This window comes from Acidimicrobiales bacterium, assembly GCA_035540975.1.
Lineage (GTDB): Bacteria > Actinomycetota > Acidimicrobiia > Acidimicrobiales.
In genome coordinates, this window is the sequence record DATLFN010000140.1 from 1 (window position 1) to 20,915 (window position 20,915).

The following is a 20,915-nucleotide window of genomic DNA, read 5'->3' on the forward strand; positions in this document are numbered from 1 at the left end:
GGCGGTGACGTCCTCGTGGTCCTCGTCCTCCCCGTCGACGTCGACGTAGGGGGCGGGCTCGTGGGCGGCCGGACCGCCGTCGCTGCCCGACGTCTCGTCGTCGGTGGCATAGCGGGTGGCCGCCTCGAGGAACACGTAGCGCCGCCCGCCGTCGGCCCCGTCCGCCACCGGCGGGCCGCCCGCCGGCCCGGGGGCGTGCGGGCCGGCGAGGGACGCCTCCGGGTCGTCGTCGAACACCGGCTCGGCCGCTGCGGTCGGCCGAGGACCGACCTCGACCGCCGGCCCGGCGTCACCCGCCCACACGTCGCCGGAAGCCGCCCGCCCGTCCTCGGCAGCCGCCCACGGGTCGACCGGCTCGTCATCGACGTCCCGCACCGTCTCGTCCCGAACCGTCTCGTCCCGCACCGTCTCGTCCGTTCCCACCGGCGGGCCGGACCAGTCGCGGCCGGCGTCCCCGCCGCCGGGGCGCGGCGGACCGTCGGCGTCGGGCATCCCCGCCAGGTTCGCCGTGCCCGCCTCCACCTCCTTGTCGGGGGGCCAGGTGGGGACCACGAAGGGCAGGTCGAACTCGGCCGAGTACCGGTCGAGCGGGACCTGCTCGGTGCTGCCGCCGCGGGCCGTCCCCGCGGTGGGGACGGCGACGGCGAGGACCACGTCCTCGTCGTCGACGTCCAACCACCACGGGACCGGGCCGTCGCCAGGCGGGGCGTCGTCGGCCCAGCTGTCGTCGAAGCCGCCGAGGGTGAGGGGGAACAGGCGCGTGGCCGCCGCGTCGGCGGCCGCTTCGGCTCGCCGCCGGCGCTCGCCTCGTCGGCGGCTGTGGCGCCCGGATCCGATGAGCATCCCGTACTCTTTCGGCACCGCGGGACGGGATTGAAGAGGCAAGCGGCGTCGATTCCGCCCTGGGCGCCGCCGGCCGCCGGCGGTCACCCGGCGAGTGCGGACGCCAGGGCCTGCCGGGCGGCGGCGCGGCCCTGGGCCACGCACGCCGCGATCCCCACGCCCCGGTAGGCGGCGCCGGCCGGGAACACGGTGGGCAGGTCGCGGGCGAGGGCCCGCTCCACCCGTGCCACCCGATCGGCGTGGCCCGGCCGGTACTGCGGGAACGCCCGCTCCCACCGGGTCACGACGGCCGTGATGGGGTCGGCGGCGATCCCCACCATCCGGCCCAGCTCGTCGCCGAGGCGGCTGACGAGGCGGTCGTCGTCGAGGTCGAGGGCCCGCTCGTCGCCCCAGCGCCCGGCCGAGACCCGCAGCACCACGTCGCCGGGCGCCGCCCAGTGGGGCCACTTGGCCGAGCCGAACGAGCAGGCCGTGACCAGGCGCCCCTCGCCGGCGGGGACCAGGAACCCCGTGCCCTCCAGGGGCCGGGGGACCGCCTCGGCCGGGTAGACGAGGACGGCCAGGGCGACCGACGCGCAGTCGACGCCGGCCAGGTCGGCCGCCGCGTCGGGCGAGCGGGGGGCGACGAGTCGCGCCGCGGCGGCAGCCGGCACGGCGAGCACGGTGGCGGCCGCTCCGGGCACGGGTACCGACTCGGCGGGCGTCCCCGGGCGGAGCTCGGCGCCGCGCTCGCGGAGGCGCTCCTCCAGTCGCTCGACGAGGCGGCCCAGGCCACCGCGCAGCGAGGCGAAGACGGGGCCGGTCCGGCCTTCGGGAGCACGCCCGCGGCGGGCCGACCGCAGGCCGAGGACGAGGCTGCGCGACTCGGCGGCGCCGGCCAGCTGCGACGCCGTCGAACGGGCGCTCAACAGGGCGGACGGGCCGGCGTGGATGCCGCCCACCAGCGGGTCCACCAGCCGCCGGTGCACCTCGGGCCCCAGGCGGCCGGCCACCACCTCGCCGACGGACGGGTCGGGCCCCCACCGGGTCGCCGGCCGGACCACGTCGAGGGCCGCCCGCGCCGCCCCGGCGGGCGACAGGAGTCCCGAGCGGGCCAGGCCGACCAGGTCGCGCGCACCCTGCGGGGCGCCCATCACCAGGCCCGGGGGCAGGGGCCGCAGGCGGCCTCCCCACCAGACCGACGCCCCCTCGGCCGCCGGGTGGACCAGCTCGTCGCCCAGCCCCAGCTCCCGGCACAGGTCGACGGCGTGGGGGACGCGGGCCAGGACGGCGTCGGGGCCCAGGTCGACGGGCCGGCCGGCGACGTCGGCGGTGAGGATGCGGCCGCCCAGGCGGGGCCCGGCCTCGTAGAGGGCGACGTGCGCCCCCGCCTGCACGAGCTCCCACGCCGCCGCCAGGCCGGTGATCCCCCCGCCGACGACGGCGACGGGGGGACCGGTCACCGGTGGGCCAGCTCGTCGGCGACGAGCGACGCCAGCAGGGCGACGAACCGGGGGTCGTCGTTGAACGACGCCGTGCGCTCCAGGGCCAGTCCGACCTCGGCGGCGACCCCGCGGGCCTCCACGTCCACGTCGAACAGCACCTCGAGGTGATCGGAGGTGAAGCCGGCCGGGCACACGACCACCGCCTCGACCCCCTCGCCCGGCAGCGACCGCAGCACCTCGAGGATGTCGGGCCCGATCCACCGCTCGGCCGTGCGGCCGGCGCTCTGCCAGGCCACCCGCCACCGGTCGATGCGGCCCGCCTCGGCCACCTCCCGGGCCGTCCCCAGGAGCTGGTCGGGGTACGACGGCTCGTCCAGGGCGCGTGCCCGCTCGGGAAGGGAGTGGGCGGTGAACACCGTCTCCACCACCGTCCCCTCGGCGACGCCCAGGCGGGAGCGCGCCTCGGCCACCCGTTCGGCCAGCAGCTCCACCAGGACGGGGTGGCGGTGCCACGACCCGATGCCCCGGTACGACCCCCCGCCGGCCGACACGACCGCCGCCGCCCGTTGGTGGTACTGCCCGACGCTCAGCGCCGAGTAGTGGGGCGCCAGCACCAGCCCGACCACCTCGCTCGCCCCCGCCGCCACGAGCTCGGCGGCGCCGTCCTCGACGAACGGCGCGGCGTGCTTCTGCCCGAGGGCGACGGTGAACGCCCCGCCCAGGGCGGCCCCCACGCCCTCCACCTGGGCCCGGGTGCGGGCGGCCAGCGGGGAGATGCCCCCGATGGCGTCGTAGCGGCGCCGGAGGTCGGCCAGCAGCTCGGGGGTGGGAGGGCGGCCGCCGCGGATGTGGGTGTAGTACGACTCGACGTCGTCGGGCGTGGCCGGCGTGCCGTAGGCCATCACGAGCACGCCCACCGGGCGCCCCTGTTCAGCCATCGCGGCCCGGCGACCACCCGTGGACCAGCTCGACCAACCGGGTCAGGACGTCCGGGTCGGTGTCGGGCAGCACGCCGTGGCCGAGGTTGAACACGTGGCCCCGGCCGCCGCCCCGCGCCAGCACGTGGCGGGCCCGGCCCTCCACCACGTCCCACGACGCCAGGCACACGGCGGGGTCGAGGTTGCCCTGCACGGCGCGGCCCTCGCCGATCCGGCCCCGGGCCACGTCCAGCGGGACCCGCCAGTCCACGCCCACCACGTCGGGCCCGGCGGCGGCCATGAGTCCGAGCAGCTCGCCGGTGCCGACGCCGAAGTGGATGCGGGGGGCGCCCAGGTCCGCCATCCCCTCGAAGATGCGGCGGGTGGCGGGCAGCACCAGGGCCTCGTAGTCGTCGGGCGCCAGCGTGCCGGCCCAGCTGTCGAACACCTGGACGGCGGAGGCGCCCGCCGCCACCTGGGCCCGGAGGGAGGCGAGGGCGAGGTCGGCCAGGGCGTCGAGCAGGGCCGAGAAGGTCGCCGGGTCGCCGTGCATCATGGTCTTCGTCCTGGCGTAGGTGCGGGACGGGCCGCCCTCGATGAGGTAGCTGGCCACCGTGAAGGGGGCGCCGGCGAAGCCGATGAGGGGGACGTCGCCCAGCTCGGCCGTCACCAGCCGGACCGTCTCGGCGACGAACGGCACGTCCTGGTCCGGCTCCAGCGGGCGCAGCCGGGCCAGGTCCTCCTTGCCGCGGAACGGCTCGGTCACGACCGGCCCCACGCCCGGCACCACGTCCACGCCGAAGCCCACGGCGGCCACGGGGACCACGATGTCGGAATAGAGGATGGCGGCGTCCACGCCGTGGCGGCGGACGGGCTGGAGGGTGATCTCGGCGGCCACGTCGGGCCGGCGGATCACGTCGAGGATGCTGCCCACCCCCCGGATGGCCCGGTACTCGGGCAGGGAGCGGCCGGCCTGGCGCATGAACCACACCGGGACGCGGGGCGCCGGCAGGTTCCGGCACGCCAGCAGGAAGGGGGCGTCGGGGCGCACGGCCATCCCGGCCGACGTTACCGCCGGTCCGGCGGCGGCCGCCGCCGGCCCGCCCGCCACTACACTGACACGTTCCCCTTCAGGGGCGAGGTCCCTCGGTTCGAGAGGAGGAAGTGGCCTCACACCCCGACCTGCAGGCCGAGCAGGCGCACATCGACCGCGCGTACGACCGGGTGGCGACCCTCCGCGCGTCGGCCGCCGAGCTGCTCGAGACCGTGCTGCGCCAGCGCGGCGGGACGCCGGGGTCGCTGGCCGAGCGGGACGTCATCGTGCGGACCACCCTGTCGCGCCTGGAGCAGCTGGACGTGGGCCGGGAGTCGCTCGTCTTCGGCCGCATCGACCGGGAGGACGGGGAGGCGTTCCACATCGGCCGCCTCGCCATCTCGGCCGAGGACCAGGAGCCCCTGGTGGTCGACTGGCGGGCACCGGTGGCCGAGCCGTTCTACCGGGCCACCGGGGTCGACACCATGGGCCTGCTCCGCCGGCGCCACTTCGCCACCGAGGGCCGCCGCCTGGTCGGGATCGAGGACGAGGTCTTCGGCCTCCTCGACGGCGGCGCCACGCCGCTGGAGGGTTCGCTGGTGGCCTCGGACGGCACCGTCCGCCCCGCTTCGTCCACCCTGCTGGCCGCCCTGGAGCGGGCCCGCTCGGGGCACATGCGCGACATCGTCGCCACCGTCCAGAAGGAGCAGGACGAGGTCATCCGGGCGCCGCTGCCCGGCGTGCTGGTGGTCCAGGGCGGGCCGGGCACGGGCAAGACGGCCGTCGCCCTGCACCGGGCCGCCTACCTCCTGTACACGTTCCGGTTCCCCCTGGAGCGCCAGGGCGTCCTCGTCGTCGGTCCCAACCCGCTGTTCCTCCGCTACATCGAGCAGGTCCTCCCCTCGCTCGGCGAGAGCGGTGTGGTGCTCACCACCATCGCCGGGCTGGTGCCCGACGTGCGGGTGCGGGCGGTGGACCCGCCGGCGGCCGAGGCGGTGAAGTCGGACCCCCGCATGGTGGCGTTCGTCGCCCGGGCCGTGGCCGACCGCCAGCGCCCCCTCCGCCGCGACGTCGACGTGGGCTTCGAGGGCTTCTCCCTGCGCATCACGGCGGCGGCCAGCGCGAGGATCGTGTCGGCGGTGCGGCGCCGCCCGGGCACGCACAACGCCCGCCGCCGGCAGGTGGAGACGCTCGTCTCCAAGGTCATCCACCAGCAGTACACCGCCGCCGCCGAGCGCCGCCGCCGGGCCGGTCTCGGCCGCGACCCCGACGGCGAGGAGGACGAGGACGCGGGCACCGACCTCGGCCGGGGCGGCGCCGACGAGCAGGAGCTGTGGAACCTGGTGCGCGGGCACCCGGCCGTCTCTGCCGCCCTCGACCGCATGTGGCCGGTGCTCAGCCCCGAGGAGCTGCTGCACGACCTGTTCGGGGCGCCCGCCCTCGTCCGCCTCGCCGCCCGGGGGATCCTCACCGACGACGAGCAGGCCGCCCTGGTCCGCCCGCGCAGCACCTCGGTCGAGGCCATCCCCTGGACGGCGGCCGACCTCCCCCTCCTCGACGAGGCCCGCGTCCTCCTCGGCCCCCGCCGGCCCGGCGCCAGGCGGGGCGGCGAGATCCGCTGCTACGGCCACATCGTGGTCGACGAGGCCCAGGACCTCACGCCGCTCCAGCTGCGGATGCTCGCCCGGCGCTCGCTCGGCGGCTCGATGACCGTGGCCGGCGACATCGCCCAGGCCACCGGCCCCCGGGCCACGACCAGCTGGGACGACGTGACCGCCTGGCTGCCGGACCAGCGCCCCGTCCGCCTGGTCGAGCTCAGCGTCAACTACCGCACCCCGGGGGAGGTCATGGCCCTGGCCGCCAGGGTGCTGGCCGCCACCGCCCCAGGCCTGCGCCCGCCTCTGTCGGCCCGGACCACGGGGACCCCGCCGGCTTTGGTGGCGGTGGAGGCGGGCTCGGTCGCCCGGCGCGCCGCCGAGCTGGCCCGCGCCGAGTCGCTCCAGGCGGGCGTCGGGACGGTGGCGATCATCGTCCCGCCGTCGTTCCTGGACCCGGTGGAGGCGGCGCTGGGTGCCGCCGGCGTCGCCTTCGCCTCGGCCGAGCGCGACGGGCTCGACTACCCCGTCACCCTCATCCCCGTCGGCATGGTCAAGGGGCTGGAGTTCGACTCGGTCGTGGTCGTGGAACCGGCGGCGCTCGTGGCCGAGGCGGCCCAGGGCCTGCGGGCCCTCTACGTCGGCCTCACCCGGCCCACCCAGCGGCTCACCATCGTCCACGCCCGGCCCCTGCCCGACGTCCTCACCGGCAGTCCCTGATGGCTCTCCGACCGCCACCGCCGTCCGTTCCGGCGGCAGATCCGGGCGAATGGCGCCCCTTCGTGGCCCCCGAGCGTCGGGGCGGGAAGCTCAGGCGGTCAGAGCGGGGATGCGGGCGGCGGCGGCCGAGCGGTCGCGTGTCCTCGTCGCGGCGGCCACGGCGGCCACGTAGGCGGCCTTGCGGCGGGCGACCCGGGGGCCGTCCGTCGACTCGGGCATGGTCTCGGGGTCGAGCTGGGAGGTGATTCCGTCCTTCAGCAGGGACATGGCCTTGGAGCGCATCTGGGAGATCCGCGAGGCGCTCACGCCCAGCTGCTCGGCCAGCTGCTGCATCGACCGCTCCTCGAAGAAGTAGCCGACGACCACCTGGCGGAGACGATCGGGCAGGGCCGAGACGGCGTCGAGGAGGTAGCCCCGGCGCTCCCGCTCGAGGAGCACGACGTCGGGGCTGCGGTCGTCGGACGGCAGCGCCCACTCGACGTTGCTGTCGGCGACGATGGAGTCGTAGTTCAAGACGACGGAGCGGTGGACGTCGTGGTGGAGGGCGGTCACCTGCTTCTCGACCATCCCGAGCTTGGCCGCCAGCTCCTCGGTGGTCGGGACCCGGCCCAGGCGGGCGGTCAGCTCGTCGGTGGCGGCCACCAGTCGGCGGGCCTTCGTGCGCACCGAGCGGCTGGCCCAGTCGCGGCTGCGCAGCTCGTCGAGGAGGGCGCCGCGGATGCGGGCCGAGGCGTAGTGCTCGAAGCCGGTGTCCCGGTCGGGATCGTACGAACGGGCGGCCTGGGCCAGCCCGGCCATGGCGGCCGACACCAGCTCGTCCCTCGGCACGTGGCGGGGGAGCCGGTTGGCCAGGTGGTTGACGGCGTAGTCGACCAGGGCGAGGTTGTTGCCGACCAGCGTCGCTTCGAGGTTCCGCCGGTCTTCGTCGAGCACGCAGGTGGCCATGGACGAAAAGGTCGCCGAAAAAGGGCATTGCGCGCATCGGCCGAGTGGTTGATCCACCACGCGGCGCGACCCTCCGAACGGGCTACGCGGCGGGCCCGATGTGACTAGTCACGGCCGAGCGCCCAAGGGTCGGTGCCGTAGAGTGGCGCGGTGGACCAGACGGGGGGTCCGTCGGCAGTGGTGGTCGACGAGTGGCCGCTCGTCCGCCTGGGCGTGGCCCAGGTGCTGCGCGCCATGGGCATCGCCGTGGTGGCCGAGGTCGCCAAGGCCGAGGACGGGGTCCGGGCCGCCGACGGCCGGGCCCACTACGTCCTCCTCGGCTCGTGCCGGGACCTGTCGCTGGCCGAGGCGGCCCGGAGGGCCAAGTCCCTCCGCCCCCCGCCCCGGGTCCTCGTGCTGGTGGACCACATCGGCCGGGGGGAGCTGGGCGCCCTGCGGGCGGTCGGGATCGACGCCCTCCTGCCCCGGTCGGCCGCGCCCGCCGAGCTGTCCGACGCCATCGCCCGCGTCGCCAAGGGGGAGCGGGTGGTGGCTCCCGCCCTGCTGTCGCTGCTCATGGGCGTCATCGCCCCCGCCGACCCCGCCGCCGGCGGCGAGCGGCCCGGGAGCCACCGCGAGGCGCTCACCAGGAAGGAGCTGGAGGTCCTGGCCCGCCTGGCCGAGGGGCGCTCGAACCGGGAGATCGCCGACGCCCTCTTCGTCACGCCGGCCACGGTGAAGTCCCATCTCGCCCACATCTACGTCAAGCTCGGCGTGACCGGCCGGCAGGAGGCGATGGCCCGCGCCGTCGCCCTCGGACTTCTCGGATGAACGCCTCACAGCCGAGCCGTTTCGGCCGATTCAGACGACCGTGGAAACCGCACCCGGCGAAGCGCTGAGGGAGCTCTCCGAGGTCCTGTGGCGGGAGCGGGAGCAGCTGGAGCTGGTCCTGTTCAAGTTGGAGGAGCAGCGCCTGCTCCTGGCCGACGGCCAGAGCCGGTGGGTCGGCCACGCCAGCCGCGAGGTCGAGTTCGTCCTCGACCAGGTGGGCCAGATGGAGCTGACCCGGGCCCTGGCGACGGCCGTGGCGGCGTCGTCGATGGGACTGTGCGAGGACGCGTCGCTGCGCAAGATCGGGGGCGCCGCGCCTTCGCCGTGGCCCTCGGTGATCGAGCGCCACCTCAGTGCGCTCGAGCGCCTGGCCGGGCAGATCGTCGCGCTGGCGGCGGTGAACCGGGGGCTCCTCAACGAGGCCCTGGGCCAGCTGCGGTCGGTGATGAGCAGCGATCCGGCCCGCGCCTCGACGCGGGTCCTGGTCGACGCGGCCGCCTACCAGGCCGCCCTCGCCACCAACGAACGCGTCCTCCACCCGTCGCTGGCCGACGCCGTCGGCTGGTAGGCCTCGGCCGCCCCGGGGCGGCCGCGTAGGCTGTCGGGCGTGTTCCCCCGCCAGCCCCCGACCGTCCCCGAGATCGACACGGACGGCCTGGCCGCCGCCCTGGCCGACGGCGCCCCGCTGGTGGACGTGCGGATGCCCGACGAGTACGCCGAGGTCCGCGTCCCCGGCGCCGTCCTCATCCCCCTCCCCGAGCTGGGCGCCCGCAGCGCCGAGGTGCCGAGCGACCGGCGGGTCTACGTGATCTGCGCCACCGGCGCCCGCAGCGCGGCGGCGGTGGACGCCCTGAACAAGGCGGGCTGGGACACGGTGAACGTCACCGGCGGCACCAAGGCGTGGGCGGCCGAGGGCCGCCCCGTCGACTCCGGCCCCGCCTGACCAACCCGGCGCCGACGCGTCCGCTTGCCGGCGTCGCCGATCCGAACGAGAATCGTTCTTGGTTCCGGGAAGGGAGACCAGCGGCGTGCGACGATTCCTGCTGTGGCTCACGGTGGTCGTCGCCGGCCTGGCCGCCTGCGACGACGGGAGCGGCGACGAGCAGACCCTGACGGTGGTGGCCAGCTTCTACCCGCTGGCCGAGGCGGCCGAGCGGGTGGGCGGCCACGACGTCGACGTCGCCAACCTCACCCCGGCCGGCACCGAGCCCCACGACCTGGAGCTCACGCCCGACCAGGTGGACGCCGTCGAGGACGCCGACGTGGTGCTCTACCTGGGCGGTGGTTTCCAGCCGGCGGTGGAGGAGGTGGCCGGGCGGAGGGCCGGGGGGACGGTCGACCTGCTGGCCGCGTTGGACCTCACGGAGGGCGACGGCGGCGACGTCGACCCGCACTTCTGGCTCGACCCCACGCTGCTGGCGGAGGCGGTGGGCGCCATCGAGGCCGCCCTGGCGGCGGCGGAGCCGTCGGCGCGCGCCGAGTTCGAGGCGAATGCCGACGACTACCGCGACGAGCTGGCCTCGCTGGACGAGGACCTGCGCCGGGGGCTGGCCACCTGCGAGCGCCGGGACATGGTCACCAGCCACGCCGCCTTCTCGTACCTCGCCCGCCGCTACGACCTCGAACAGGTGGCGATCACCGGGCTGTCGCCCGAGGCGGAGCCGGACGCCGACCGGCTCTCCGACCTCACCGACCTCATCCGCCGGCGGGGCGTGACCACCGTGTTCTACGAGGCCCTGGTCAGCCCCGCCGTGGCCGAGACGCTGGCTCGGGAGGCGGGCGTCGGCACGGCCGTGCTCGACCCCATCGAGGGCCTGTCGGAGGACGACGCCGACGCCGGTGCCGACTACGCCACGGTGATGCGCCGCAACCTCGAGGCGCTGCGCCGGGCGCTCGGGTGCCCGTGACGGTGCCGCGCCCGTCCGTAGGCTGAGCCCCGGTGCTCCCGCTGCCCCTGCCGTGGCCGTTCGAGCGCGAGTACATGCAGCTGGCCCTGCTGGCCGGCATCGTGGTCGGCGCCTCGGCGCCCCTCATCGGGACGTTCCTGGTGCAGAAGCGCCTGGCCCTGATGGGCGACGGCATCGGCCACGTGGCCTTCGCCGGCGTGTCGGCCGGCCTGCTGGCGGGCGTGTGGCCCGTGTGGACGGCGCTCGCCTGTGCGGTGGGTGGGGCGTGCGCCATCGAGTGGCTGCGGTCGCGGGGACGGGCCAGCGGCGACCTCGCCCTCGCCCTGTTCTTCTACTCGGGCATCGCCGGCGGGGTGGTGCTGGCCGGCCTGGCCGGCTCCTTCGACGCCGGGACCCTCGTCTACCTGTTCGGGTCCATCCTCACGGTGAGCCGGGGCGACACGGTGGTGATCGCCGTGCTCGGTGCCGTGATCATCGCCGGCGTGGCCGTGGGGTGGCGGGCGTTGTTCAGCGTCGTACTCGACGAGGAGGCGGCCCGTGTGGCCGGCCTGCCCGTCGACCGCCTGAACCTCACCCTGGCCGCCCTCGCCGCCGTCACCGTCGTGGCGGGCATGCGCATCGTGGGCGTCCTCCTGGTGGCCGCCCTGATGGCCCTGCCGGTGGGGGCGGCGCAGCGGGTGGCGTCGTCGTTCCGGGGGACCCTGCTGTGGGCCAGCGGCATCGGGGCGGGCAGCGCGCTGGCCGGCCTCGTCCTGGCGCGGCAGTGGGCGCTGGCCCCGGGCGGCACCATCGTCCTGGTGGCGGCCGCTGCCTTCGTGGCGTGTGCCCTCGGGGGCGGCCGCCGGCGGCCGGCCACCCCGTGGAGCGCGTCGGAGTCGCATCGAGGAGGCCCGTAGGATGGCGGCCGTGCCCGTTCCGCCGCACGCCGGCCCCGGGGCCCGGGGCAACGGGCGCGCCTCCGGCCGCAGCCGCGATCGCGGCGGCGACCCCCTCCACGAGGCGGCCGCCTCGCGCCTGGCCTCCCTCGACCAGCGGTACACGGCCAGGCGCCGGGCGCTGGTCGACCTGCTGCGCGCCGCCGGGCGCCCGCTCACGGTCTCGGAGATCGTGGCGGGGGGCGCCCCGGTGAGCTCGGCGTACCGCAACGTCACCGTGCTGTGCGAGGCGGGCGTCGCCCGCCGGCTGGTCGGCGCCGACGACCTCGGCCGCTTCGAGCTCAGCGAGGACCTCAGCGGGCACCATCACCACCACCTCGTCTGCCAGACGTGCAAGACGGTGGCCGACGTCCGGGCGTCGCCGGCCCTCGAGGACGCCCTCGAAGCCGCCGCCCGCCTGGCCGCCCGGGAGTCGGGGTTCGAGATCACCGACCACCGCATCGAGCTGGTCGGCCGCTGCCCGGCCTGCAAGTAGGGCGCCGACCTCATTCGTTCGCCGCTGCGAACGTGGTGTGAAGGTTCGTGACCGGACCGGCTTCGGCTACCCCCCGTCGTCCACCGCGGGGACGACGGGGCCCTCGGAGCGGCGGTCCTCCCTCGCCGCCTGGCGGTCCTCGGCGGCCATCCACTGGGCGGCGACGACGAGGGCGGCGACCAGCCCCAGCAGGTCGCCGGCGATCCACAGCAGGCCGGCGCCGGCCCGGTGGTCGGCCAGCGTGTGCCGGGGGGCGATGGGCTCACGGGCCGCCAGCAGGGCCATGCCCAGCACGGCGTGGAAGGGGACGACGAGGAAGACGGCGAGCAGGCGCCCGCCGTGGGGCAGGCGGCGGGGCACCGGGTCGACGCCCACGATGGGCCAGAAGAACAGGGCGCCGGCGGTCAGGAAGTGGAGGTGCAGCGCCTCGTGGAGCCACTCGTGGTCGAGCGACAGGCGGTACAGGGGCGTGAGGTAGAGGGCCAGCATCGACCCGCCGAACACGCTCCACCCGGTGAGGGGGTGGGCGGCCACGGCGGCAGCCCGGCTGTGCAGGACGCGGCGCAGCCGCCGGCGGGCCCGGGGCCCTCCGGCCTGGAGGGCGAGGGTCACCGGGGCGGCGAGGGCGAACAGCGCAGGAGCGACCATGCCGAGCATGAGGTGCTGGGTGGCATGGGTGGTGAAGCGGCCCTCGCCGTCGAGCAGCAGTGAGCCGAGGACGACCAGGGCGCCGGCGGCCATCGCCGCCGTGCGCGCCGCCGGCCACGGCCGCCGCGCCCGGCGGGCGGCCCACAGGTAGGCGGTCAAGGCGGCCGCCAGGACCAGCGCTGCGGCCATGGCCGCCAGGTTAGGGTTGGCGGGTGGCGCAAGCCGAGAGGGCCCGGCACCAGGCGGCGGCGAGACCGTCGATGCTGGCGGTGGGCACGATGGTCTGGCTCGCCTCCGAGCTGATGTTCTTCAGCGGGCTGTTCGCCGCCTGGTTCACCCTCCGGTCCGCCGCCGAGGAGTGGCCGCCCGAGGGCGTCGAGCTGGCCGTGGGGCGGGGTGCGCTGTTCACCGTCGTCCTGCTGGCATCGAGCGCCACCATGCAGGCGGCCGTCTGGGCCCTCGAACGCGGGAACGACCGGGCCAGGGCCAGGCGCTGGATCGTCGTCACCGCCGTGCTGGCGCTGGTCTTCCTGGCCAACCAGGCCAGCGAGTGGATGTCGCTCGAGTTCTCGCCGTCCACCCACGCCTACGGCTCGATCTTCTACCTGCTCACCGGGTTCCACGGGATCCACGTGTTCGGCGGCGTCCTCGCCATGGGTGGCCTGCTGGCCCGGATGGCGGGCACCACGCCCGACCCCGGCGTCGAGCCCGCCGTGCAGGTGGTCGGGTACTACTGGCACTTCGTCGACGTGGTGTGGATCGCCGTCTTCGCCACCGTGTTCCTCGCCCGCTAGTGCTTCGACCTCGTTCGTTCGCTGCGCTCACTCCATTCGGTCGAGTTGGATCGTGCTCCGGCGGGCGAGCGGAGCTCGCGCCGCCTCCGCCCTGTCCTCCCCGGGTGTCCGCAGCCGCAGAGGCCGCCTGCGGCGGCGAGTGCGGCCACGGACCTGGTCGCTGCGCACGCGGCGGACGTTTCTGGTCAGGGGACTAGATGGCGGCCCGACCGGCGGCGGCAGTCTGGGTGGTGGGCGCCGCCCTGGTCTCCCTGGCCGTGGTGGCCCTGGCCCCCGCCTCGGCCGGTCCGGCCGCGCGCACCATCGAGACGGGCGAGGTCGAGCTCGGTCGCCGGCTGTTCGAGACGGGGTGCGCCAGCTGCCACGGCATCGAGGCGCAGGGGACGCCGTTGGGCCCCAACCTCCAGGGCGTCGGCGCCGCCGCCGTGGACTTCTGGGTGTCGACCGGGCGCATGCCGCTGGAGCGCAACACCGAGATCGCGGTGCGCAAGCCGCCGTCGTACGACCGGCCCCAGATCAACGCGCTCATCGCCTACGTGACGTCGCTCGACGAGTCGGGCCCCGAGATCCCCGAGATCGACCTGGCCGCGGCCGACATCGTCGAGGGCGGCCAGCTGTACCGCAGCAACTGCGCGGCGTGCCACGGCGCCGTGGGCATCGGGGGCGCCCTGGCCCGGACGCGCCACGCTCCGCGGCTGGGGCCCGCCACCCCCCTCCAGGTCGCCGAGGCCATCCGCATCGGCCCGGGCGCCATGCCCAGCTTCGGGCCCGAGACGTTCGACGACGAGCAGGTCTCCGCCATCGTGAAGTACGTCCGGGAGCTGGACAGCCCCGAGGACCCGGGGGGCATCGGGCTGGGCCACGCGGGCCCCATCCCGGAGGGCTTCGTCGGGTGGCTGGTGGGGCTGGGCGTCCTCCTGGTGGCGGCGTGGTGGATCGGGGAGCGGGAGTGAGCGAGGCGAGCCGCGACGAGCGCCGCACCGAGCGGTCCATCGGCATCGCCCTCGGGGTCAGCGCCGTCACCGCCCTCGCCCTCGCCTTCACCTTCGCCGTCGGCGGCCAGCCCCAGGTGGAGGGCGCCCTCCTCGGGGTGTCGTTGGGCAGCCTCGGCTGGGCCCTCGCCGCCTGGGGGAAGCACCTGCTCCCCGCCGGCCCCTTCGTCCAGGAGCGACACGAGCTGGGGGCCGACGACGCGCCGTCCGAACCCGTCTCCCGCCTGGTCCAGGCGGGCGAGGTGGACGAGCCGGGGCCGGGCGGCGTCCCCGCCGTGCCCGACCCGGACGAGGACACGATGGACGCCATGGGGCGGCGGCCGTTCCTGCTGAAGTGCCTCTTCGGGGCCATGGGTGCCCTGGGCCTGGCCGCCCTGTTCCCGATCCGGTCACTGGGCCCGAACCCGGGCCGCAGCTTGTTCGAGACGGCGTGGCGGAAGGGCTCGCTGCTGGTCAACGAGGAGGGCCGGCCCGTGCGGGCCACCGAGCTGGACGTGGGCAGCGTGGTCACCGTGTTCCCCGAGGGCCACGTGGGCGCGGCGGACGCCCAGACGCTGCTCATCCGGGCCGTGGACGAGGACCTGGTCACCCGGGAGGGCCGGGAGGGGTGGGCGCCCCAGGGCTACGTCGCCTACTCCAAGGTCTGCACGCACGCCGGCTGCCCGGTGGGCCTCTACCAGGTGGCCACGCGGCAGCTCCTGTGCCCGTGCCACCAGTCGCTGTTCGATGTGATGGACGGCGCCCGCCCCGTCTTCGGTCCCGCCACCCGGTCGCTCCCCCAGCTCCCGCTGGACATCGACGACGACGGCTTCCTCCGGGCCCAGAGCGACTACCACGAGGCCATCGGCCCCGGCTTCTGGGAGCGCCCGTGAGTGGCCCGGGAGGCCGGTCCATCGCGAGCGCGCTGGTGCGGCATGCCGAAGGGATGGTGCACCAGTGATCCGCCGCCTCAACGCCTGGTTCGACTCCCGGCTCGGCACGTCGGGGTTCGTGAAGACGGCGCTGAACAAGGTCTTCCCCGACCACTGGTCCTTCATGCTGGGCGAGATCGCCCTCTACTCGTTCCTGGTCCTGCTCATCACCGGCGTGTACCTGTCGTTCTTCTTCGAACCGAGCCTGAAGGAGGTCGTCTACGACGGGTCGTACGCGCCCCTGAAGGGCGTGGAGATGTCGGCCGCCTACGAGTCCACCCTGCACATCAGCTTCGAGGTGCAGGCCGGGATGGTCATGCGCCAGATGCACCACTGGGCGGCCCTCGTCTTCCTGGCCGCCATGGTCGTCCACCTGGGCCGGGTGTTCTTCACCGGCGCCTTCCGCCGCCCGCGGGAGCTGAACTGGATCATCGGGGTGACGCTGCTGCTGCTGGGCATGCTCAACGGCTTCGCCGGCTACTCGCTCCCCGACGACCAGCTCTCGGGCACGGGCCTGCGGATCTTCTACTCGATCTTCCTGTCCGTCCCCGTGCTCGGCACCTGGTTGTCGTACCTCACCTTCGGCGGCGAGTTCCCGGCCGAGTCGATCATCTCCCGGCTCTTCGTCATCCACGTGCTGATCCTGCCCGGGGTCATCCTCGGGCTCATCGGCGCTCACATGGCGATCCTGTGGCGCCAGAAGCACACCCAGTTCGCCGGCAAGGGGAAGACCGAGCACAACGTCGTCGGGTCCCGCCTGTGGCCCAGCTACGCCATGAAGAGCACCGGCTTCTTCTTCATCCTGCTGGCCGTCCTGGCCGCCCTGGGCGGCCTGGCCCAGATCAACCCCATCTGGCTGTACGGCCCGTACCGGGCCGCCGAGGTCAGCGCCGCCTCCCAGCCCGACTGGTACGTGGGGTGGCTGGACGGGGCGCTGCGCGTCTTCCCCGCGTGGGAGATCCGCGCCTTCGGGAAGACGATCCCCACGGTGTTCTTCCCGGGCATCCTGCTGCCGGGCGTCACCTTCGGCCTGATGTACGCGTGGCCCTTCCTGGAGGCCCGCTTCACCCGGGAGAACGACCGCGAGTACCACCTGCTGGACCGGCCGCGCGAGCGCCCGGTGCGCACGGCCATCGGCACGGCCGTCATCGCCTTCTTCGTCGTGCTGTTCTTCGCCGCCGGCAGCGACGTGCTGGCCACCGTGTTCAACGTGTCGGTGACCGGTCTCCTGGTGGCGTTCCGGGTGCTCCTCGTCGTGCTGCCCCTCGCCGTGGGTGCGGTCACCTACCGCCTGTGCCGGGAGGCCGCTTCCTTGCCCGACGAGGAGGGTGCTCCGCCCGTCGTGGTGCGGACGCCGGACGGCTCGTACCACGTGGTCGAGGAGGACGGGGAGGAGCCGGTGGAGACGGGCGCGCCGCACGCCCGGGCGCGGGGCGGCCCGACATGATGGCCCCCGAGGCGGCGATGAAGATGAGCACGAAGCCGGGCAGGGCGGGCCAGATCCCGAAGGCCATGCCGTTGGCGGCCAGGACCGCCCCCAGGGCCAGGGTGGCCGGCCACGCCGTGGGGCCGGGGAACCGGCCGACGACGCCCGCGCCGTCCTCGATGTCGGCGTCGGCCCGGTCCTCGGGGCGGGGCGCCATGCGCCGCGACCACCACAGCAGCCACACGCCGGGGATCAGGCCCAGGCCCACGGTGAGGAGGAGCATGGTGGAGCCCGCCTCCTCGTAGCTGGTGAACCAGTAGACGGTGGTGACGACGGCGAAGAAGGCGGCCGTGCCGGCGAAGACCAGGCCCTCGGTCCTCACTCGGCGGTGACCTCGGTCTCCGTTCCCGCCGGTGGCGGCTGGTGGCCGTCGCCCGAGCCGGCACCCGCCATCGCCATGCGCTCGTCGAACACGGGCCGGTCGGACCGGATCGGCGGCAGGCGGGTGAAGTTGTGCGACGGCGGCGGCGAGGTCGTCGCCCACTCCAGGGTGTGGCCGCCCCACGGGTCGCCGCCCGACGGCTCGCCCTTTCGTATCGACACGACCAGGTTCCAGAGGAAGGGCAGCGTGGAGACGGCGAGGACGGCGGCGCCGGTGCTGGACATGAGGTTGAGGAACTCCAGGCCGTCGCCCTCCCGGTAGTCGGCGACCCGGCGGACCATCCCCCGCAGGCCCAGCTGGTGCTGGGGGAAGAAGGTGAGGTTGAACCCGACGAACAGCAGCCAGAAGTGGAGCCACGCCGGCCGGGCCCGCATCATCTTCCCGGTCCACTTCGGGAACCAGTAGTAGACGGACGCGAAGCCGGCGAAGACGGCGCTGCCGAAGAGCACGTAGTGCATGTGGGCGACCACGAAGTAGGTGTCGTGGACGGCGAAGTCCACCGGCGCCGACGCCAGCAGCACCCCGCTCAGGCCGCCCAGGAGGAACACCACCATGAAGCCGATGGCGAACAGCATGGGTGGGGCGAGGTTGATGCGGCCCCGCCACATCGTCCCGATCCAGTTGAAGAACTTCACGCCGGTCGGCACGGCGATGAGGAACGAGATCCCGCTGAAGAAGGGCAGCAGCACGGCGCCGGTGGTGAACATGTGGTGGGCCCACACGCCGACGGACAGGCCGGCGATGGACAGGGTGGCGAAGACGAGGCCCCGGTAGCCGAAGACCGGCTTGCGGGAGAACACGGGGATGATCTCGGTGATGACCCCGAAGAAGGGCAGGACGATGATGTAGACCTCGGGGTGCCCGAAGAACCAGAACAGGTGCTGCCACAGGATGGGGACGCCGCCCGCCTCAACGTCGAAGATGTGCATGTTCATGCGCCGGTCGGCGAAGAGCATGGCCAGGGCGCTGGTGAACACGGGGAACGCCATCAGCACCAGGACCGACGTCACGAGCATGTTCCAGGTGAAGATCGGCATCCGGAACATGGTCATGCCGGGGGCGCGCAGGCAGAACACGGTGGTGATGACGTTGACGCCGGTGGCCACCGACGACAGCCCGGTGAGCAGGAGGCCGGCGATCCACAGGTCGATGCCGGCGCCGGGGGCGTGCACGGCGTTGGACAGGGGGGCGGTGCCGGTCCAGCCGATGTCGGCGGCGCCCCCGGCGGTGAGGAAGCCGGCGGTGACGGTGAGCCCGCCGCCCAGGAAGAGCCAGTACGACAGGGCGTTCAGGCGGGGGAACGCCATGTCGGGGGCCCCGATGTGCAGGGGGACGAAGTAGTTCGCCAGGCCGAGGCCGAACGGGGCGGCGAAGAGGTACATCATCATCGTCCCGTGCATGGTGAACAGCTGGTTGTACTCGGCCCGGTTCACCACCTGGAGGCCGGGCTCGGCCAGCTCGGTGCGCATCAGCATGGCGAGCAGGCCGGCGGCCAGGAAGAAGCCGAACGACGTCCAGATGTAGCTGAGCCCGATGATCTTGTGGTCCGTGGTGGTCAACCACCGGAGCAGCCCGCGGGGCTCGGGACGGTGGTCGTCGGGAGGCGGGGACGGCGCCCGCGGCGGGCGCTCGAGCACGGTCATCGTCCCGCTCCCATGGCCGTCCCCCCGACGTTGGGCGAGGTCCGCTGCTCGGCGATCCACCGGTCGAACTCGGCCCGGGAGACGGCCTCGACGACGAAGTCCATGCGGTCGTGGAGGAGGCCGCAGAACTCCGCGCAGCGGCCGTCGTAGCGACCCTCCTCCAGCACCTCGAGGTCGAGCTCGTTGGTGATGCCGGGCACCGCGTCGCGCTTGTAGAGGAACTCGGGCACGTAGAACGAGTGCTGCACGTCCGTGGTCCGGAGCACGAGCCGCACGGTGCTGCCGGCGGGCAGCACCATCACCGGGTCCTCCTCGGGGGTGCCGACGACCTCCACGCCGGCGTCGCGGTAGCGGAAGCGCCACTGCCACTGGAAGGCGGTCACCTCGACGGTGACGGCGGGGTCGGCGCTCACGTGGTCGACCCGGTCCTGGGTCCGCACGTTCACGAGGAACAGGATGGCCACGATGACGAGCGGTGCCGCCGTGTAGACGATCTCCAGCGGGATGTTGGCGTGGGTCTGCTTCGGGACGGCGTCGTCGTCGCCCGAGCGGCGGCGGAACCGGATGACGGCGAAGAGGATGAGGGCCCACACGAACACGCCGACGGCCACCGCCGCCCACATCGACCCCTGCCACAGCCGGAAGATGTCCCGGCCCTGGCGGGTGGCGCCGCGGGGCGCCCCGAACGTCGGCCCGTCGTTCCCGCACGCCGAGAGGACGGCGCCGAGCAGCAGTGCCGGTGCCAATCCCCGCCACGGACGACGCATCGCCGGGGAACGCTAGCGCTTCGACCTCGTTCGTTCGCTCCGCTCACGCCATCCGGTCGAGTCCTCCGTGGCGTTGCCCGGTGGCGGGCGGGCCGGCCACGACGCTACGGGGTGGGCTGGCCGATGTCCTCGCCGGCGTCGGAGATCCCGTCGTCCATCAGCTCCACCTCGAGCTCCTCTCGCCGGGTGATGGGGTCGTCGGGCTCGGCGGCCGCCTCCTCCCGCACCTCGTCCTGCGTCTGCTGCTCGGGGTCGCGCTCGCTCATGGCACAGTTCTAACCCGTGGACACCACCGAGCTGCGCGTGGACACCGGCGGCCGGCGCGTCACCGACCTCACCGAGGAGGTCACCGCGTTCTGCTCGGGGCGGGGCGACGGGCTGCTCAGCGTCTTCGCGCCCCATGCCACCGCCGGCCTCGCCCTCATGGAGACGGGTTCGGGGTCGGAGGCCGACCTGGACGAGCTGCTGGACCGGCTCCTGCCCCGCGACGGCCGGTACCGGCACCGGCACGGGTCGACGGGGCACGGCGCCGACCACGTGATGCCCGTGCTGGTCAGCCCCTCGCTCGTGATCCCCGTGGTCTGCGGCCGGCCCCGGCTCGGCACGTGGCAGAGCGTCGTCCTGGTCGACCCCAACGAGGACAACCCGGCGCGGACCGTCCGCCTCAGCTTCCTGGCCGGCTAGGGCCGCCGTCGCCGAGCAGCCCCTCGGCGACGGCCAGCGCGGCGGCCGCCTCGCCGCCACCTTCCCGGCCGGCCGATGCCCGCCCGGCCAGGAAGGTGGCGAGGGGTGCGTTCCTCCGCTCGGTGCCGTGGGCGACCACCCGGGCGAGGTCGAGCACGGCGTCCACCTCGGCGGGGCCGAGGCGGGCCACGGCGAGGGCGTCGGCGAAGCGGTCCAGCCAGTCGTCCATGTCCACAGCGTGCCCGCACCGGGGCGCCGCCGTCAGGACGGGACCTGGAACGACGCCTTGAACGCCTCGAACTCGTCCTGGGACTCGGCCCAGCGGCTCTCGGCCGCCTGGAAGTTGAGGGCGAACCCGTAGCGGCCGGTGACCATCCCCAGGTTCACGGCATGGAGGCGGGCACCGCCCGACGTGTACGCGTACTCCCACAGGGCGGCGTCGAAGCCCTTGTAGGTGGTGGGCTCGATGCGGATCTCCTGGTAGGCCTCGTGGCGGGCGCCGAAGCTCCTCGACAGGCTCTCCCAGGCACCCTCGGGCGACGGGCCGGGTTTGTCGGTCCAGTCGACGCGCAGGTAGGTCCCCGTCCCGGGGTCGGTGATGTCGGTGCGGGTGCCGTCGAGGGGCGTCACCCGCCACCCCGGCGGATGGGCGATCCGGTAGCCGACCTTGGGATCGGTGTACGTGACCCAGCCGGGCGGGGCGCCCTCGGGCGCCGCCGTCGTCGGCGACTCGCCACCGCTGGTGGTGGTCGTGGTGGTGGTGGCCGTCGTCGGGCCGGTGGCCGTCTCGTCCCGGTCGCCGTTCCCCGAAGCCGCCCAGCCGAGGATGGCGACGAGCACGGCCACGCCGGCCAGGACGGCGGCGAGGGCCAGCCCCCGACGGGGGCGGCCGCCGCCGGCGGGCGGGCGACGGGCCGGCTCCCGATCGCGCTGCGGGCGCTCCGCGGGCGGCGTGGCCGGGCGGCGTGGGGCGGGCGCCGGGCGCGGAGCGCCCGCAGCGCGAT

At 74.8% G+C, this 20,915-nt stretch carries 23 protein-coding genes and 1 pseudogene; 12 read left to right on the forward strand and 12 right to left on the reverse strand.

The genetic code is table 11. The annotated features are described in order from the left end of the window. From VM242_14120 to hemE, 4 genes are all read right to left on the reverse strand, one after another. Nucleotides 1–843 (reverse strand): hypothetical protein (locus VM242_14120; GenBank protein ID HVM06299.1); only part of this gene is annotated, 843 nt, incomplete at its 3' end. Between the two features lie 83 nt (nucleotides 844–926). Continuing rightward, a complete protein-coding gene (gene hemG, locus VM242_14125) occupies nucleotides 927–2,285 on the reverse strand; it encodes a protoporphyrinogen oxidase (protein HVM06300.1) in 1,359 nt (452 codons plus the stop codon). Further along, nucleotides 2,282–3,205 carry a ferrochelatase gene (gene hemH / locus VM242_14130; GenBank protein ID HVM06301.1) on the reverse strand — a complete coding sequence of 308 codons (924 nt, stop codon included), beginning with the start codon at nucleotides 3,203–3,205 and terminating at the stop codon, nucleotides 2,282–2,284. Before hemH ends, hemG begins: the two co-directional genes overlap by 4 nt. After that, nucleotides 3,198–4,241: a uroporphyrinogen decarboxylase gene (gene hemE, locus VM242_14135; GenBank protein HVM06302.1), complete on the reverse strand. Its 1,044-nt coding sequence runs from the start codon at nucleotides 4,239–4,241 to the stop codon at nucleotides 3,198–3,200. The genes hemH and hemE overlap by 8 nt, the downstream gene beginning before the upstream one ends. A 107-nt stretch (nucleotides 4,242–4,348) precedes the next feature. On the opposite strand from hemE, the gene VM242_14140 reads away from it, so the two are divergent. Next, the gene (locus VM242_14140) at nucleotides 4,349–6,532 is read left to right on the forward strand and encodes a hypothetical protein (protein HVM06303.1); all 2,184 of its coding nucleotides are present in this window, start codon (nucleotides 4,349–4,351) and stop codon (nucleotides 6,530–6,532) included. 90 nt (nucleotides 6,533–6,622) lie between these two features. Here the strand turns inward: VM242_14140 and VM242_14145 are convergent, their stop codons facing one another. Continuing rightward, complete coding sequence (locus tag VM242_14145) at nucleotides 6,623–7,477, reverse strand: sigma-70 family RNA polymerase sigma factor (protein HVM06304.1); 855 nt, start codon at nucleotides 7,475–7,477, stop codon at nucleotides 6,623–6,625. Nucleotides 7,478–7,627: 150 nt separating this feature from the next. On the opposite strand from VM242_14145, the gene VM242_14150 reads away from it, so the two are divergent. The 6 genes from VM242_14150 to VM242_14175 all read left to right on the forward strand — a co-directional run bounded on the left by VM242_14150 (nucleotide 7,628) and on the right by VM242_14175 (nucleotide 11,604). Further along, entirely contained in the window at nucleotides 7,628–8,287 is a 660-nt protein-coding gene (locus VM242_14150) for a response regulator transcription factor (protein ID HVM06305.1), read from the forward strand. Between the two features lie 40 nt (nucleotides 8,288–8,327). Beyond that, complete coding sequence (flgN, locus tag VM242_14155) at nucleotides 8,328–8,855, forward strand: flagellar export chaperone FlgN (protein ID HVM06306.1); 528 nt, start codon at nucleotides 8,328–8,330, stop codon at nucleotides 8,853–8,855. 39 nt (nucleotides 8,856–8,894) lie between these two features. Next, complete coding sequence (locus VM242_14160; GenBank protein HVM06307.1) at nucleotides 8,895–9,230, forward strand: rhodanese-like domain-containing protein; 336 nt, start codon at nucleotides 8,895–8,897, stop codon at nucleotides 9,228–9,230. Nucleotides 9,231–9,315: 85 nt separating this feature from the next. Further along, nucleotides 9,316–10,194 (forward strand): zinc ABC transporter substrate-binding protein, encoded by an 879-nt coding sequence (locus tag VM242_14165; GenBank protein HVM06308.1) that lies wholly within the window; start codon nucleotides 9,316–9,318, stop codon nucleotides 10,192–10,194. A 32-nt stretch (nucleotides 10,195–10,226) separates the two neighbouring features. Beyond that, on the forward strand, nucleotides 10,227–11,090 hold the full coding sequence (locus VM242_14170; protein HVM06309.1) for a metal ABC transporter permease: 864 nt from the start codon (nucleotides 10,227–10,229) through the stop codon (nucleotides 11,088–11,090). 10 nt (nucleotides 11,091–11,100) lie between these two features. Continuing rightward, the gene (locus VM242_14175) at nucleotides 11,101–11,604 is read left to right on the forward strand and encodes a transcriptional repressor (GenBank protein HVM06310.1); all 504 of its coding nucleotides are present in this window, start codon (nucleotides 11,101–11,103) and stop codon (nucleotides 11,602–11,604) included. Nucleotides 11,605–11,670: 66 nt separating this feature from the next. Here VM242_14175 and VM242_14180 read toward each other — a convergent pair whose 3' ends face one another. Beyond that, a complete protein-coding gene (locus tag VM242_14180; protein HVM06311.1) occupies nucleotides 11,671–12,441 on the reverse strand; it encodes a cytochrome c oxidase assembly protein in 771 nt (256 codons plus the stop codon). Nucleotides 12,442–12,464: 23 nt separating this feature from the next. Between VM242_14180 and VM242_14185 the strand changes: the two genes are divergently transcribed. The 4 genes from VM242_14185 (at nucleotide 12,465) to VM242_14200 (ending at nucleotide 16,396) form a co-directional block, all read left to right on the forward strand. Beyond that, nucleotides 12,465–13,046, forward strand: a complete 582-nt coding sequence (locus tag VM242_14185; GenBank protein ID HVM06312.1) for a cytochrome c oxidase subunit 3 — start codon at nucleotides 12,465–12,467, stop codon at nucleotides 13,044–13,046. Between the two features lie 197 nt (nucleotides 13,047–13,243). Beyond that, nucleotides 13,244–13,999: a c-type cytochrome gene (locus tag VM242_14190; GenBank protein ID HVM06313.1), complete on the forward strand. Its 756-nt coding sequence runs from the start codon at nucleotides 13,244–13,246 to the stop codon at nucleotides 13,997–13,999. Further along, on the forward strand, nucleotides 13,996–14,910 hold the full coding sequence (locus VM242_14195) for a Rieske 2Fe-2S domain-containing protein (GenBank protein ID HVM06314.1): 915 nt from the start codon (nucleotides 13,996–13,998) through the stop codon (nucleotides 14,908–14,910). Before VM242_14190 ends, VM242_14195 begins: the two co-directional genes overlap by 4 nt. A 64-nt stretch (nucleotides 14,911–14,974) precedes the next feature. Then, nucleotides 14,975–16,396 carry a ubiquinol-cytochrome c reductase cytochrome b subunit gene (locus VM242_14200; GenBank protein HVM06315.1) on the forward strand — a complete coding sequence of 474 codons (1,422 nt, stop codon included), beginning with the start codon at nucleotides 14,975–14,977 and terminating at the stop codon, nucleotides 16,394–16,396. A 55-nt stretch (nucleotides 16,397–16,451) separates the two neighbouring features. On the opposite strand, the pseudogene VM242_14205 reads toward VM242_14200, so the two are convergent. From VM242_14205 to VM242_14220, 4 genes and pseudogenes are all read right to left on the reverse strand, one after another. Further along, nucleotides 16,452–16,757, reverse strand: a pseudogene (locus VM242_14205) (cytochrome c oxidase subunit 4). After that, nucleotides 16,754–18,460 carry a cytochrome c oxidase subunit I gene (gene ctaD / locus VM242_14210; protein ID HVM06316.1) on the reverse strand — a complete coding sequence of 569 codons (1,707 nt, stop codon included), beginning with the start codon at nucleotides 18,458–18,460 and terminating at the stop codon, nucleotides 16,754–16,756. The pseudogene VM242_14205 and the gene ctaD overlap by 4 nt, the downstream one beginning before the upstream one ends. Continuing rightward, nucleotides 18,457–19,227, reverse strand: coding sequence for a cytochrome c oxidase subunit II (coxB, locus tag VM242_14215; protein ID HVM06317.1), 771 nt, complete (start codon nucleotides 19,225–19,227; stop codon nucleotides 18,457–18,459). Before coxB ends, ctaD begins: the two co-directional genes overlap by 4 nt. Nucleotides 19,228–19,331: 104 nt before the next feature. Next, complete coding sequence (locus VM242_14220; GenBank protein HVM06318.1) at nucleotides 19,332–19,493, reverse strand: hypothetical protein; 162 nt, start codon at nucleotides 19,491–19,493, stop codon at nucleotides 19,332–19,334. A gap of 16 nt (nucleotides 19,494–19,509) precedes the next feature. On the opposite strand from VM242_14220, the gene VM242_14225 reads away from it, so the two are divergent. Next, entirely contained in the window at nucleotides 19,510–19,911 is a 402-nt protein-coding gene (locus VM242_14225; protein ID HVM06319.1) for a secondary thiamine-phosphate synthase enzyme YjbQ, read from the forward strand. Here the strand turns inward: VM242_14225 and VM242_14230 are convergent. Then, nucleotides 19,892–20,140 carry a DUF6457 domain-containing protein gene (locus VM242_14230; GenBank protein ID HVM06320.1) on the reverse strand — a complete coding sequence of 83 codons (249 nt, stop codon included), beginning with the start codon at nucleotides 20,138–20,140 and terminating at the stop codon, nucleotides 19,892–19,894. The two genes, VM242_14225 and VM242_14230, sit on opposite strands and share 20 nt — an antisense overlap. Nucleotides 20,141–20,172: 32 nt before the next feature. Beyond that, nucleotides 20,173–20,915, reverse strand: a 743-nt coding sequence (locus tag VM242_14235) for a hypothetical protein (protein HVM06321.1), incomplete at its 5' end; no start/stop codon positions are given.